Below are 13,842 nucleotides of genomic sequence, written 5' to 3'. Positions count from 1 at the left end.
AACACCCCCTACGGCACCGGTGGCCGTCTCGACGGCTACGAGATCCGCACCGCGGCCGTCGCCCGTGGCGTCCCGTGCCTGACCACGGTCCAGGCACTCGCCGCCGCCGTCCAGGGCATCGACGCCCTCAACCACGGCGGAGTGGGCGTGCGTTCCCTCCAGGAACACGCCCAGCACCTCACCGCGGCCCGCGAGGACTGACAGCCCACGGGGGAGGGGGACACCGGCCACAAACCGGTGTCCCCCTTCTCATGAAGTCGTTCATGAGGACACACACCATGTACAAGCTCTTCTTCCACCTGGTCTTCAAGCGGATGGACCCCGAGAAGGCCCACTACCTCGCCTTCCGCTGGATCCGCCTCGCCGTCCGCGTCCCCGTGCTGCGCACCTTCCTCGCCGCCGCCCTCGCGCCCCGCTACAAGGAGCTGCGCACCGAGGCGCTCGGCCTGCGCATGCACGGCCCCTTCGGGCTCGCGGCCGGCTTCGACAAGAACGCCGTGGCCATCGACGGCATGGCGATGCTCGGCTTCGACCACGTCGAGATCGGCACCGTCACCGGCGAGCCGCAGGCCGGCAACCCCAAGAAGCGCCTCTTCCGCCTCGTCGCGGACCGCGCCCTGATCAACCGCATGGGCTTCAACAACGACGGCTCCGCCGCCGTCGCCGACCGCCTCCAGGCGCGCGTGCCGGTCTTCAAGACCGTCGTCGGCGTCAACATCGGCAAGACGAAGGTCGTCCCGGAGGCCGAAGCCGTCGGCGACTACGTGACGTCCACGGAGCGGCTCGCCCGCCACGCCGACTACCTGGTCGTCAACGTCTCCTCGCCCAACACGCCCGGCCTGCGCAACCTCCAGGCCGTCGAGCACCTGCGGCCCCTGCTGAGCGCCGTCCGCGAGGCCGCCGACCGCACGGTCACCGGCCGCCGCGTCCCGCTGCTCGTCAAGATCGCGCCCGACCTCGCCGACGAGGACGTCGACGCCGTCGCCGACCTCGCCGTCGAACTCGGCCTGGACGGCATCATCGCCACCAACACCACCATCGACCGCGAGGGCCTGAAGTCCCCGGCGTACCTGACGAGCGAGACCGGCGGCCTGTCCGGCGCGCCGCTGAAGGAGCGCTCCCTGGAGGTCCTGCGCCGCCTGTACGCGCGCGTAGGCGACCGCATCACCCTCGTGGGTGTCGGCGGCATCGAGACCGCCGAGGACGCCTGGCAGCGCATCCTCGCGGGCGCCACCCTCGTCCAGGGCTACAGCGCCTTCATCTACGAGGGCCCCTTCTACGCCCGCGCGATCCACAAGGGCCTCGCGGCCCGGCTGAACGCCTCGCCGTACGCCACCCTCGCCGAGGCCGTCGGCGCCGACACCCGAAAGGCCACCGTATGAGCCCGCTCGAACCCTTCGGCGCCCGCCTCCGCCGCGCCATGGACACCCGCGGCCCGCTGTGCGTCGGCATCGACCCGCACAGCTCCCTCCTGGCCGCCTGGGGCCTGAACGACGACGTGGCGGGCCTGGAGACCTTCACCCGCACCGTCGTCGACGCCCTCGCCGGCACGGTCGCCGTCTTCAAACCGCAGAGCGCCTTCTTCGAGCGGTTCGGCTCCCGCGGCATCGCCGTCCTGGAGCGCGCCGTCGCGGACCTGCGGGACGCGGGCGCGCTGGTCGTCATGGACGCCAAGCGCGGCGACATCGGCTCCACGATGGCCGCGTACGCCGAGACCTACCTGCGCAAGAACGCCCCGCTCTTCTCGGACGCCCTGACGGTCTCCCCGTACCTCGGGTACGGCTCGCTGAAGCCGGCGGTGGACCTGGCGCGCGAGAGCGGCGCCGGGCTGTTCGTGCTCGCCCTCACCTCGAACCCGGAGGGCGCCGAGGTGCAGCGGGCGGTACGCACCGACGACCCGGCCGGCCGCACCATCGGCGCGACGATGCTGGCCCACCTCGCCGAGGAGAACGCGGGGGAGACCCCGCTCGGCTCCTTCGGCGCGGTCGTCGGCGCGACGCTCGGCGACCTCTCCTCGTACGACCTCGACATCAACGGCCCGCTGCTCGCCCCCGGCATCGGCGCGCAGGGCGCCACCCCGGCCGACCTCCCGGGCGTCTTCGGCGCGGCCGTGCGCAACGTCGTCCCCAACGTCAGCCGCGGCGTGCTGCGCCACGGCCCCGACGCGGCGGCGCTGCGCGAGGCGGCGGTGCGGTACGCGGACGAGGTACGTGCGGCGACCGGTGGGTGAGACCGCCGTGTGAGCTGCGTCACGGCATCCGGTGAGGCTCCTCGCGACCTTGTTGACGTCAAGAGGGCGGGAACAGGCCGCAAAACCCGGCCGATATGCCCGTATTGTCGTGGTAGAGCGATGCTGACCAGGACTTTTCGTCTGTTCTCGCTGACTCCGGCGGCCATGGCCGCTAGTCTCCGTCGCAGAGCCAACGTGCACTGCGTTGCTCGTTGCTCCCCTGGTGTGGGCCGACTAGGTTCCTCACCGGTCCGTATCCGACAGTTCGACATCCGAGGTGACGTAGGCGTGGCTCTTCCGCCCCTTACCCCTGAACAGCGCGCAGCCGCGCTCGAAAAGGCCGCCGCGGCTCGCCGGGAGCGGGCCGAGGTCAAGAATCGACTCAAGCACTCCGGTGCCTCCCTCCACGACGTCATCCAGCAGGGTCAGAAGAACGACGTCATCGGCAAGATGAAGGTGTCCGCCCTCCTCGAGTCGCTGCCGGGCGTGGGCAAGGTCCGCGCCAAGCAGATCATGGAGCGGCTGGGCATTTCCGAAAGCCGCCGCGTGCGGGGGCTCGGCTCCAACCAGATCGCGTCCCTGGAGCGCGAGTTCGGTGGCTCCGGCGCCTGACGGCCGGGGCCGGTCCGGGGCATCGAGGTAAACCTGGAATAATCGCCCCATGGCTGCAACATCGGACGTACGTCCGCGGCTGACCGTGCTCTCCGGCCCCTCTGGGGTCGGCAAGAGCACGGTCGTCGCTCATATGCGCAAGGTGCACCCCGAGGTCTGGCTGTCGGTGTCCGCCACGACCCGTAAGCCGCGACCCGGCGAGCGGGACGGCGTCCAGTACCACTTCGTCGGCGATGACGAGTTCGACAAGCTGATCGCCAACGGCGAGCTGCTGGAGTGGGCCGAGTTCGCGGGCAACCGCTACGGCACCCCCCGCCGCGCCGTCATGGAGCGGCTGGAGGCGGGCGAGCCCGTCCTGCTGGAGATCGACCTCCAGGGCGCCCGGCTCGTCCGCGAGTCGATGCCCGAGGCCCAGTTGGTCTTCCTCGCCCCGCCGAGCTGGGACGAACTGGTCCGCCGCCTGACCGGGCGCGGCACCGAGCCGCCGGAGGTCATCGAGCGCAGGCTCGCGGTCGCCAAGATCGAACTCGCCGCCGAAGCGGAGTTCGACACCACGCTCGTCAACACCTCGGTCGAGGACGTAGCGCGTGAGCTGCTAGCCTTGATGCAAGTTGTTTGATCTTTGTCCCATTTCCAGAAGTTTTCGGAAGGTAGAGCGTGTCCTCTTCCATCACCGCGCCCGAGGGCATCATCAACCCGCCGATCGACGAGCTGCTCGAGGCCACGGACTCGAAGTACAGCCTCGTGATCTACGCGGCCAAGCGCGCGCGTCAGATCAACGCGTACTACTCGCAGCTCGGTGAGGGCCTGCTGGAGTACGTCGGTCCGCTGGTGGACACCCACGTCCACGAGAAGCCGCTGTCGATCGCGCTGCGCGAGATCAACGCGGGCCTGCTGACGTCCGAGGCCGTTGAGGGCCCGGCGCACTGAAGCAGCGCTTTTCAGCATCAGCACGTCGTTCGCAGGCCCGGCGGTACCCACCGCCGGGCCTGTGGTGTGTCATGAGATGTGTCCGGTGGTGCGCCGTGGGGCGTGTCACCGAGGTGGGAAATGCCTTGAGGAGGCACGAGTGCACAAGCCGAAGGTCGTCCTGGGCGTCAGCGGCGGCATCGCCGCCTACAAGGCGTGCGAGCTGCTGCGGCGGCTGACCGAGTCGGGCCACGACGTCCGCGTCGTCCCGACCGACTCCGCGCTGCACTTCGTGGGCGCCGCCACCTGGTCCGCCCTCTCCGGGAACCCCGTCTCGACCGAGGTCTGGTCGGACGTCCACGAGGTCCCGCACGTCCGGATCGGGCAGCAGGCCGACCTCGTGGTCGTGGCCCCCGCCACCGCCGACATGCTGGCGAAGGCCGCGCACGGCCTCGCCGACGACCTGCTCACCAACACCCTCCTCACCGCCCGGTGCCCGGTGGTCTTCGCGCCCGCCATGCACACCGAGATGTGGGAGCACCCCGCCACTCAGGAGAACGTCGCCACGCTGCGCCGCCGCGGTGCCGTCGTCATCGAGCCCGCCGTCGGCCGCCTCACCGGCGCCGACACGGGCAAGGGCCGGCTGCCCGACCCCGACGAGATCTTCGAGGTCTGCCGCCGCGTGCTCGCCCGGGGCGCCGCCGCGCCCGACCTCGTGGGCCGGCACGTCGTCATCAGCGCGGGGGGCACCCGCGAGCCGCTGGACCCCGTCCGCTACCTGGGGAATCGTTCCTCCGGCAAGCAGGGGTACGCCCTCGCGCGCACCGCGGCGGCCCGCGGTGCCCGGGTGACGCTCATCGAGGCCAACACCGGCATGCCGGACCCCGCGGGCGTCGACGTGGTCCACGTGGGCACCGCCGTCCAGCTGCGCGAGGCCGTGCTCAAGGCCGCGGCGGACGCGGACGCCGTGGTGATGGCCGCGGCCGTCGCGGACTTCCGCCCTGCCACGTACGCCGAGGGCAAGATCAAGAAGCGCGAGGGCCAGGAGCCCGCGCCCGTCGAGCTGGTCCGCAACCCGGACGTCCTCGCCGAGATCTCCGCCGACCGGGCCCGGCCCGACCAGGTGGTCGTCGGATTCGCCGCCGAGACCGACGACGTCCTCGCCAACGGCCGGGACAAGCTCCGCCGCAAGGGCTGTGACCTCCTCGTCGTCAACGAGGTGGGGGAGCGCAAGACCTTCGGCGCCGCGGAGAGCGAGGCCGTGGTGCTGGCGGCGGACGGCGCCGAGACACCCGTCCCGTACGGCCCGAAGGAGGCCCTGGCGGACACCGTCTGGGACCTCGTCGTACCCCGTCTGGGGCGACTCGGGTAGAAGCCCGGTGAATGTCACATGTTCCCCTCCAGCGGGATGAAACCGTAAGAAGACCGGCGTTCTGGACAAGAACGGGAGCGTTTTCGAGCCACGAACGGCTGTACGTGGCCAATCCGACTCCCACGGTGCGAGACACCTGGTCCGACGATCGAGAGCGCCCGATAAACTGTCCTCGGAACGACGCGGGGCGCAGCCCCCTGCCGGTCCGCAAACGATCAGCCAGCAGCCGCTGCAAACCCAGGGAGCGTTGTGTCCCGTCGTCTCTTCACCTCGGAGTCCGTGACCGAGGGTCACCCCGACAAGATCGCTGACCAGATCAGCGACACGATTCTCGACGCGCTGCTGCGGGAGGACCCCACCTCCCGCGTCGCCGTGGAGACGTTGATCACCACCGGCCTGGTGCACGTGGCCGGCGAGGTGACGACCAAGGCGTACGCCGACATCCCCACGCTCGTCCGCAACAAGATCCTCGAGATCGGTTACGACTCCTCGAAGAAGGGCTTCGACGGCGCGTCCTGTGGCGTCTCGGTCTCCATCGGCGCGCAGTCCCCGGACATCGCGCAGGGTGTCGACACCGCCTACGAGCAGCGGGTCGAGGGCGACGAGGACGAGCTCGACAAGCAGGGCGCCGGCGACCAGGGCCTGATGTTCGGGTACGCGTCGGACGAGACGCCGGAGCTCATGCCGCTCCCGATCCACCTCGCCCACCGGCTCTCCCGCCGTCTGACCGAGGTCCGCAAGAACGGGACCATCCCCTACCTGCGCCCGGACGGCAAGACCCAGGTCACCATCGAGTACGACGGCGACAAGGCCGTCCGCCTCGACACGGTCGTCGTCTCCTCGCAGCACGCCTCCGACATCGACCTCGAGTCGCTGCTCGCGCCCGACATCCGCGAGTTCGTCGTCGAGCACGTGCTCAAGCAGCTCCTGGACGACGGCATCAAGCTGGAGACCGAGGGCTACCGCCTGCTGGTCAACCCGACCGGCCGCTTCGAGATCGGCGGCCCGATGGGCGACGCCGGCCTGACCGGCCGCAAGATCATCATCGACACCTACGGCGGCATGGCCCGCCACGGCGGCGGCGCCTTCTCCGGCAAGGACCCGTCCAAGGTCGACCGCTCGGCCGCCTACGCCATGCGCTGGGTCGCCAAGAACGTCGTGGCGGCCGGCCTGGCCTCCCGCTGCGAAGTCCAGGTCGCCTACGCCATCGGCAAGGCCGAGCCCGTCGGCCTCTTCGTCGAGACCTTCGGCACCGCCAAGGTCGACGTCGAGAAGATCGAGACCGCCATCGCCGAGGTCTTCGACCTCCGCCCGGCCGCGATCATCCGCGACCTCGACCTGCTGCGCCCGATCTACTCCCAGACGGCGGCGTACGGCCACTTCGGCCGCGAGCTCCCCGACTTCACCTGGGAGCGCACGGACCGCGTGGACGCGCTGCGCGCGGCCGCCGGCCTGTAAGCCCTTCGAAGAAGCACCCCGGAGTCCGGTCCCTCGTCGCGAGGGTGCCGGACTCCGGCGTTTTCAGGAGCCGGGCCGCGGATCGGCGGGGTAGCCGATGGTCGCGAGGTCGTCGGCCAGAGCGCTCAGAGTGAGCCGGGGGTTCAGGACGGCGACCAGTTCGTCGGTGAGAGGGCGCAGCGCCAGGACGTGCCGTACCGCGTCGAGATCGACCGGGACCTCGTGCATGTCCACGGCGAACTCCAGGTACACCTCGGCGGAGCGGTCCGTCAGATGCTCGAAGAGGTACGCAGAGCCGTCCGGGTCGCAGGCGTCGGGGAAGTCGATGGCGCCCGCGCGCCAGGAGTCGTCGTCGGCCGTCCGCCACAGGCAGGCGGTGACGCACGGAAACCCCAGGCCGTGGGAGAAGGCCGGCTCGTCGACGTACCGCCGGAAGACGTCCGGGACCTCGTCCACCACGCCGGGCCACGGCACATCGTCGACGTAAGGGCTCATCGGCGACTCATGGTCGAAGCCCCGGATGTACGCGCCCGCCGGGGCGAGGACGATGGAGTACTCATCGCCCGAGCCGTTGCTCATCGAGGCGAGCTCATCGGTCGGGCTCCAGTGCGTGTCGAAGGTGTAGTGACGGAAGTCCGCGTCGGGACTGATCACCGCCTCCAGCATGGCGAGAGCGCGGCAGTGGTCGCGCAGTTCCGGTATCGACGGCAGGAGCTTCGCGGTGTCATAAACGGTCACGGGGGTATCCAAGCGCATGCCACTGACAGCGGGCGTTGTCAGTGGGCTCTGGTAGGAATGGGGCTGTGAGCAGCGACAACGGGAAGCCGGAGGGCGGCGGTCGGGGGGCGGCCGAGCCGCCCGAGCAGCTCGCGCTCATACGCGAGACCGTGCGCAGGGCCAAGGTGCCGCGGGCCAAGCCGCGGACCTGGCGGGGGGCCGCGCTGGCCAAGGAGCTGCCCGTCGCGCGGGTGGTGGTCAACAAGGGCGTGCTCCACCTGGACCAGTTCTTCGACTACGCCGTCCCCGAGGAGCTCGACGCCGTCGCGCGGCCGGGGGTGCGGGTGCGGGTGCGGTTCGGGGCCGGGTCCCATCAGGTGCGCGACGGGCGGCGCGAGGGCGGTCGGCTCATCGACGGGTTCCTCATCGAGCGCCGCGCCGAGTCCGACTACTCCGGGCCGCTCGCCGCGCTCGCCGACGTGGTCTCGCCCGAGCCGGTGCTGAGCGACGAGCTGCTGCGGCTCGCGCGGGCGGTGGCCGACCGGTACGCCGGGAGCCTCGCCGACGTGCTCCAGCTCGCGATCCCGCCGCGCAACGCCCGCGCGGAGGCCCGGCCGTCGCCCGCGCCGCTGCCGCCCCCGGCCCCGCCGGAGCCCGGGACCTGGGAGCGCTACGCGCAGGGCACGGCGTTCCTGCGGGCGCTGGCCCAGGGGGACGCACCCCGGGCCGTGTGGAACGCGCTGCCCGGGCCCCACTGGGCGGAGGAGCTCGCCCGCGCGGTGGCCGCCACCCTCGCCTCCGGGCGCGGCGCGCTCGTCGTGGTGCCCGACGGGCGGGCCGCCGCGCGGGTCGACGCGGCCCTGACGGTCGTGCTGGGGGAGGGGCGGCACGCGCTGCTCACCGCCGAGGCGGGCCCCGAGAAGCGGTACGCGCAGTGGCTCGCCGTGCGGCGCGGCGCCGTGCGCGCGGTCGTCGGGACACGCGCGGCGATGTTCGCGCCGGTCGCCGACCTCGGCCTCGTCGCCCTGTGGGACGACGGGGACGGCAGTCACAGCGAACCGCACGCGCCACTGCCGCACGCCCGCGAGGTGCTGCTGCTGCGCGCCGCCCACGACAAGTGCGCCTTCCTGCTGGGCTCCACCAGCTGCACGGTGGAGGCCGCGCAGCTCGTCGAGACCGGCTGGGCCCGCCCCCTCCTGGCGCCCCGCGAGCAGGTGCGGGCCGCCGCACCGCTCGTACGGACCGTGGGGGACGGGGAGCTGGCGCGCGACGAGGCCGCCCGCGCCGCGCGGCTGCCCTCGCTGGCCTGGCAGACCGTACGCGAGGGCCTGAAGACCGGCCCCGTGCTGGTGCAGGTGCCGCGCCGGGGCTACGTACCGAGGCTGGCGTGCGAGCGGTGCCGTACGCCCGCGCGCTGTCGGCACTGCGCGGGCCCGCTGGAGGCGCCCGAGCAGCGGGACCTGCGGTGCGGGTGGTGCGGGCGGGGCGCCCCGGACTGGAGTTGCCTCGAGTGCGGGGCGGTGCGGCTGCGCGCGCAGGTGGTGGGCGCGCGGCGCACGGCGGAGGAGCTGGGCCGGGCGTTCCCGGCGGTTCCGGTACGGACCTCGGGGCGCGACCACGTCCTGGACGCCGTGCCCGCGCGGCCCGCGCTGGTGGTGAGCACCCCGGGCGCCGAACCGGTCGCCGAGGGCGGTTACGCCGCGGCGCTGCTGCTCGACGGCTGGGCCATGCTCGGGCGGCCCGACCTGCGGGCGGGCGAGGAGGCGCTGCGGCGCTGGATCGACGCGGCCTCGCTGGTGCGCGGGCAGGCCGAGGGCGGCACCGTGGTGGTCGTGGCCGAGCCGACGCTGCGGCCGGTGCAGGCGCTGGTGCGCTGGGACCCGGTGGGACACGCCCAGCGGGAGCTCGCCGAGCGCGCGGAGCTGGGCTTCCCGCCGGTCTCGCGGATGGCGGCGGTGTCGGGGCGCGCGGAGGCGGTGGCGGCGTTCCTGGCGGCGGCCGAGCTGCCGCGCGAGACCGAGGTGCTGGGGCCGGTGCCACTGCCGCCCCCGCCCCCCGGGGCCCCGAGGCGCCCCGGCGACCCCCCGCCCGGCGAGGTGTGGGAGCGGGCGCTGCTGCGGGTGCCGCCGGGCAGCGGGGCAGCGCTGGCCGCCGCGCTGAAGGCGGCGCAGGCGGCCCGGCTGGCACGCGGTGGGGGCGATCCGGTACGGGTCCGGGTGGACCCGCCGGACATCGGGTGAGGGCCGCGGACACCGGCTGCGGTACGAGCGGTGTCGGCCCTTGCCCCCGAAGCCTTGCCCCGAGAGCCGCGTCGGCCTCTAGCGGGAGGCCGCTGCAGCCCCGGCTCCGGAGCCGCGTCGGCCCCCGCCTCGCGAAGTCCGCGGGGGCGGGGGCCGGATGACCGGAGCGGCTGCTCGGCGGTGGGGTGGATCAGCCGATGCGCGGGTCAGCCGTGGCGCGGTTGAGCCGTTGCGCGGGTGAGCCGTTACGCGGTTGAGCCGTTATGCGGGTCAGCCGTTGCGCGGGGAGGGGAACGCGCTCGGGCGGGGCTCCTCGCGCAGCGAGCCGGCCGTCGGCTGGGGCGGCATCGAGCGGGCCGCGGGAACCGAGGGCACGACCGGCATCGTGCGGGTGGCGCCGGGCTCCGCGGCGCGGTCCTGCTCCGGCGCGGCCGGCTGGCGGCTGCGGGAGCCGTACCGGCGGTGCACCGCCTGCTTCGTGACCCCGAGCGCCGAGCCCACCGCGTCCCACGAGAACCCGAGCGAGCGGTCGAAGTCGACCGCCGCGGTGACCAGCGTCTCGACGCTGTCCCGCAGCTCCTGGGCGAGCCGGACGGTCGGGGCCGGGGCCCTGCCGTAGACGACGAAGCCCGTGGACGGGCCGGATCGCCGCGGGCGGTACACATTGCCCAGCTGGGCCGTGAGCGTGCGCAGTGCGTCCACCTGCCGGCGGACCCGCTCGATGTCCCGCACCAACAGGTGCAGGCTTGCCCGGGCTTGGGCGTCGTGGGTTGCGTGGTCGGCCATTTACAAGCCTCTCGAACCGGCGTTGAAAAGGGTCGGGCCGCACCGGGGGCACCGGGGCGGCCCGTTTCGGTCAATCTCTGCTTGACCAACGCTCCACCTGCGGTCGGGGTCACGCTGAAGAGGCGTATCCGCATATGCGCGGGGCGCACACGGCTGCGTACGCCCCCCGCGGACACGACCTAGACTGGTGCGTTGCCCACCACCGCCTCCAACAGACAGGCAGTCAGCCACCGATGAAGCTCGTCTTCGCAGGCACCCCCGAGGTCGCCGTACCCGCCCTGGACGCCCTGATCGCCTCGGACCGGCACGAGGTGGCCGCCGTCGTCACCCGGCCCGACGCGCCCGCCGGGCGCGGGCGCCGCCTGGTCGCCAGCCCCGTCGCCCAGCGCGCCGAGGAGGAGGGCATCGAGGTCCTCAAGCCGGCCAGGCCCCGCGACGAGGCGTTCCAGGCGCGGCTGCGGGAGATCGCGCCGGACTGCTGCCCGGTCGTCGCCTACGGCGCGCTGCTGCCCAAGGCGGCGCTCGACATCCCCGCCCACGGCTGGGTCAACCTCCACTTCTCGCTGCTGCCGGCCTGGCGCGGCGCCGCGCCCGTACAGCACGCGATCATGGCGGGGGACGAGGTGACCGGCGCGTCGACGTTCCGGATCGAGGAGGGCCTGGACTCCGGACCGGTGTATGGGGTGATCACCGAGGAGGTGCGGCCCACCGACACCAGCGGCGACCTGCTGACCCGCCTCGCCTTCGCCGGTGCCGGGCTGCTCGTGGCGACCATGGACGGCATCGAGGACGGCACCCTCGAGGCGGTGCCGCAGCCGGCCGAGGGCATCACCCTCGCCCCGAAGCTGACCGTCGAGGACGCGCACATCGACTGGGCGGCGCCCGCGCTCCGCGTCGACCGCGTCGTACGCGGCTGCACGCCCGCGCCCGGCGCCTGGACCGTCTTCCGCGACGAGCGGCTCAAGGTCGTCCAGGCGGCCCTCGTTCCGGACCGCACGGACCTCGCCCCCGGCGAGCTCGCGGCCGCCAAGAACAACGTGTACGTCGGCACCGGCTCCCACGCCGTCGAGCTGCTGTGGGTGCAGCCGCAGGGCAAGAAGCCGATGCGCGGCGCCGACTGGGCGCGGGGCGTGCGGATCGCCCCGGGCGAGAAGGTGGGCCCCGCGGCGGCGTAGGCTGAAAGGGGTCCGACCCGAGGGACCCAGCCTCACCGGAAAGCCTGAAAAGCCCGAAAAGCGGAGCACCTTTTGAGCGAGCAGTCCCGTCGCCGTCCGTCCAAGCCGTACCGCCGCCCCAAGAAGGACCCGGTGCGCATGCTGGCCTTCGAAGCGCTGCGCGCGGTCGACGAGCGGGACGCGTACGCCAACCTCGTCCTCCCGCCGCTGCTGAGGAAGGCGCGCGAGAAGGAGGGGTTCGACGGGCGCGACGCGGCGCTCGCCACGGAGCTGGTGTACGGGACGCTGCGCCGGCAGGGCACGTACGACGCGATCATCGCGGCCTGCGTGGACCGGCCGCTGCGCGAGGTCGACCCGCCGGTCCTCGACGTGCTCTCGCTCGGGGCGCACCAGCTGCTGGGCACGCGCATCCCCACGCACGCGGCGGTCTCGGCGAGCGTGGAACTGGCGCGGGTGGTGCTGGGCGACGGGCGCGCCAAGTTCGTCAACGCCGTCCTGCGGAAGATCGCGCAGCACGATCTCGACGCCTGGCTGGAGCAGGTGGCCCCGCCGTACGACAAGGACGCCGAGGACCACCTGGCGGTCGTGCACTCGCACCCGCGGTGGGTCGTCTCGGCGCTCTGGGACGCGCTGGGCGGCGGCCGCGCCGGGATCGAGGACCTGCTGGAGGCCGACAACGAGCGGCCCGAGGTCACGCTGGTGGCCCGCCCGGGCCGCTCCACCACGGCCGAGCTGCTGGACGTGCTGGGCGACGAGGCGGGGCTGCCGGGGCGCTGGTCCCCGTACGCCGTGCGGCTCGCCGAGGGCGGCGAGCCGGGCGCGATCGACGCCGTGCGCGAGGGCCGCGCCGGGGTCCAGGACGAGGGCAGCCAGCTCGTCGCGATCGCCCTCGCCAACGCCCCGCTCGACGGCCCCGACGCGCGCTGGCTCGACGGCTGCGCGGGCCCCGGCGGCAAGGCGGCCCTGCTGGGCGCGCTGGCCGCGGAGCGCGGCGCCGCGCTGCTCGCCTCCGAGAAGCAGCCGCACCGCGCGCGCCTGGTGGATCGGGCGCTGACCGGGAACCCCGGCCCGTACCAGGTGATCGCCGCCGACGGCACGCGTCCGCCGTGGCGCCCCGGCTCCTTCGACCGCGTCCTCGTCGACGTGCCGTGCTCGGGCCTGGGCGCGCTGCGCCGCCGCCCCGAGGCGCGCTGGCGCCGGCGCCCGGAGGACCTCGACAGCTTCGCGCCGCTCCAACGCACCCTGCTCACCGAGGCGTTGAAGGCGGCGCGGGTCGGCGGCGTGGTCGGCTACGCCACCTGCTCGCCGCACCTGGCCGAGACCCGGATCGTCGTCGACGACGTCCTGAAGAGGCACGGCGGCGCCGAGCTCATCGACGCCAGGCCCCTGATGCCGGGCGTCCCGGCGCTCGGCGACGGCCCCGACGTACAGCTGTGGCCGCATCTGCACGGCACGGACGCGATGTACCTGGCGCTGCTGCGGCGTACGGCGTGACGGCGGCCGGGACGATTGCGCCGGGAATGCGGCTTGTGTGCCCGGTCAACCGAGACCCGGACCGGCATCGGGTAAAGGAAACCCCATGAGACATGGCAGGCTTGGCTCATGGCACAGATCAACCCCAGCATCCTGTCCGCCGACTTCGCCCGTCTCGCCGAGGAGGCGAGGGCCGTGGAGGGCGCCGACTGGCTCCACGTCGACGTCATGGACAACCACTTCGTGCCCAACCTGACCCTGGGCGTTCCGGTCGTCGAGTCGCTGAGCCGGGCGACGGACACCCCGCTGGACTGCCATCTGATGATCGAGGACCCGGACCGCTGGGCCCCGCAGTACGTGGAGGCGGGCGCCGGGTCGGTCACCTTCCACGTGGAGGCGGCCGCCGCGCCGGTGCGGCTGGCGCGGGAGATCCGGGCCAAGGGGGCGCGGGCGTCGATGGCGCTGAAGCCCGCGACGCCGATCGAGCCGTACGAGGACCTGCTGCCCGAGCTCGACATGCTGCTGATCATGACGGTGGAGCCGGGCTTCGGGGGCCAGGCCTTCCTGGACATCATGCTGCCGAAGATCCGCCGCACCCGGGAGCTGATCTCCAAGCACGGCCTCCAGCTGTGGCTCCAGGTCGACGGCGGCGTCTCGGAGTCGACCATCGAGCGCTGCGCCGAGGCCGGCGCCGACGTCTTCGTCGCCGGTTCCGCGGTGTACGGCGCCGAGGACCCGGCCGCGGCCGTACGGGCGCTGCGCGACAAGGCGGAGCGGACCACCGCGTCCGCCGCCTGGGCCTGCGCCCACTGAGCAACGGCCCGGTGAACGCAAACCAACAGGACTGATCAAGGAACGCCGGATCTGCAA

General features: G+C 73.1%; 14 protein-coding genes. 12 read left to right on the top strand and 2 right to left on the bottom strand.

Annotated features, from left to right (window positions below; translation table 11 throughout):
- The 8 genes from AB0A69_RS31925 to metK form a co-directional block, all read left to right on the top strand.
- The coding region (locus AB0A69_RS31925) for a hypothetical protein (RefSeq protein WP_361429257.1) at positions 1-201 on the top strand (201 nt) is incomplete at its 5' end.
- 77 nt (positions 202-278) lie between these two features.
- Positions 279-1,382, top strand: coding sequence for a quinone-dependent dihydroorotate dehydrogenase (locus AB0A69_RS31920; protein WP_361429265.1), 1,104 nt, complete (start codon positions 279-281; stop codon positions 1,380-1,382).
- Entirely contained in the window at positions 1,379-2,230 is an 852-nt protein-coding gene (gene pyrF, locus AB0A69_RS31915; protein ID WP_361429255.1) for an orotidine-5'-phosphate decarboxylase, read from the top strand. Before AB0A69_RS31920 ends, pyrF begins: the two co-directional genes overlap by 4 nt.
- A gap of 288 nt (positions 2,231-2,518) precedes the next feature.
- Positions 2,519-2,842 (top strand): integration host factor, encoded by a 324-nt coding sequence (locus AB0A69_RS31910; protein WP_355367339.1) that lies wholly within the window; start codon positions 2,519-2,521, stop codon positions 2,840-2,842.
- Between the two features lie 49 nt (positions 2,843-2,891).
- Positions 2,892-3,461, top strand: a complete 570-nt coding sequence (gmk, locus tag AB0A69_RS31905; RefSeq protein WP_361429252.1) for a guanylate kinase — start codon at positions 2,892-2,894, stop codon at positions 3,459-3,461.
- A 38-nt stretch (positions 3,462-3,499) separates the two neighbouring features.
- Entirely contained in the window at positions 3,500-3,772 is a 273-nt protein-coding gene (gene rpoZ, locus AB0A69_RS31900; protein ID WP_355367345.1) for a DNA-directed RNA polymerase subunit omega, read from the top strand.
- A gap of 139 nt (positions 3,773-3,911) precedes the next feature.
- Entirely contained in the window at positions 3,912-5,123 is a 1,212-nt protein-coding gene (gene coaBC, locus AB0A69_RS31895; protein WP_361429250.1) for a bifunctional phosphopantothenoylcysteine decarboxylase/phosphopantothenate--cysteine ligase CoaBC, read from the top strand.
- A gap of 249 nt (positions 5,124-5,372) precedes the next feature.
- A complete protein-coding gene (metK, locus tag AB0A69_RS31890) occupies positions 5,373-6,581 on the top strand; it encodes a methionine adenosyltransferase (RefSeq protein ID WP_355367351.1) in 1,209 nt (402 codons plus the stop codon).
- Positions 6,582-6,644: 63 nt separating this feature from the next.
- On the opposite strand, the gene AB0A69_RS31885 is transcribed toward metK, so the two are convergent.
- Positions 6,645-7,319, bottom strand: a complete 675-nt coding sequence (locus tag AB0A69_RS31885) for a hypothetical protein (RefSeq protein ID WP_361429247.1) — start codon at positions 7,317-7,319, stop codon at positions 6,645-6,647.
- Between the two features lie 65 nt (positions 7,320-7,384).
- Between AB0A69_RS31885 and AB0A69_RS31880 the strand changes: the two genes are divergently transcribed.
- On the top strand, positions 7,385-9,538 hold the full coding sequence (locus AB0A69_RS31880) for a primosomal protein N' (protein ID WP_361429245.1): 2,154 nt from the start codon (positions 7,385-7,387) through the stop codon (positions 9,536-9,538).
- 270 nt (positions 9,539-9,808) lie between these two features.
- On the opposite strand, the gene AB0A69_RS31875 is transcribed toward AB0A69_RS31880, so the two are convergent.
- Complete coding sequence (locus AB0A69_RS31875) at positions 9,809-10,324, bottom strand: hypothetical protein (protein WP_361429243.1); 516 nt, start codon at positions 10,322-10,324, stop codon at positions 9,809-9,811.
- Positions 10,325-10,557: 233 nt separating this feature from the next.
- On the opposite strand from AB0A69_RS31875, the gene fmt reads away from it, so the two are divergent.
- The 3 genes from fmt to rpe all read left to right on the top strand — a co-directional run bounded on the left by fmt (position 10,558) and on the right by rpe (position 13,785).
- Entirely contained in the window at positions 10,558-11,499 is a 942-nt protein-coding gene (gene fmt / locus AB0A69_RS31870) for a methionyl-tRNA formyltransferase (RefSeq protein ID WP_361429241.1), read from the top strand.
- A 72-nt stretch (positions 11,500-11,571) separates the two neighbouring features.
- Complete coding sequence (locus AB0A69_RS31865) at positions 11,572-12,993, top strand: transcription antitermination factor NusB (RefSeq protein ID WP_361429239.1); 1,422 nt, start codon at positions 11,572-11,574, stop codon at positions 12,991-12,993.
- Positions 12,994-13,101: 108 nt separating this feature from the next.
- Positions 13,102-13,785 carry a ribulose-phosphate 3-epimerase gene (gene rpe, locus AB0A69_RS31860; protein WP_361429237.1) on the top strand — a complete coding sequence of 228 codons (684 nt, stop codon included), beginning with the start codon at positions 13,102-13,104 and terminating at the stop codon, positions 13,783-13,785.
- Positions 13,786-13,842: the final 57 nt, after the last annotated feature.

Origin of the sequence: Streptomyces sp. NPDC045431 (genome assembly GCF_040646655.1) — a bacterium.
In the GTDB taxonomy this organism is placed as follows: Bacteria; Actinomycetota; Actinomycetes; order Streptomycetales; family Streptomycetaceae; genus Streptomyces.
The sequence above is the reverse complement of the archived record's forward strand: the minus strand, read 5'-3'. Positions and strand labels throughout refer to the sequence as shown.

What these genes read in the sequence shown, in the direction of transcription:
- AB0A69_RS31920 (WP_361429265.1), top strand. Translation starts at nt 279, where the DNA reads ATGTACAAGCTCTTCTTCCACCTGGTCTTCAAGCGGATGGACCCCGAG.
- rpe (WP_361429237.1), top strand. Translation starts at nt 13,102, where the DNA reads ATGGCACAGATCAACCCCAGCATCCTGTCCGCCGACTTCGCCCGTCTC.
- AB0A69_RS31875 (WP_361429243.1), bottom strand. Translation starts at nt 10,324, where the DNA reads ATGGCCGACCACGCAACCCACGACGCCCAAGCCCGGGCAAGCCTGCAC.
- pyrF (WP_361429255.1), top strand. Translation starts at nt 1,379, where the DNA reads ATGAGCCCGCTCGAACCCTTCGGCGCCCGCCTCCGCCGCGCCATGGAC.
- fmt (WP_361429241.1), top strand. Translation starts at nt 10,558, where the DNA reads ATGAAGCTCGTCTTCGCAGGCACCCCCGAGGTCGCCGTACCCGCCCTG.
- gmk (WP_361429252.1), top strand. Translation starts at nt 2,892, where the DNA reads ATGGCTGCAACATCGGACGTACGTCCGCGGCTGACCGTGCTCTCCGGC.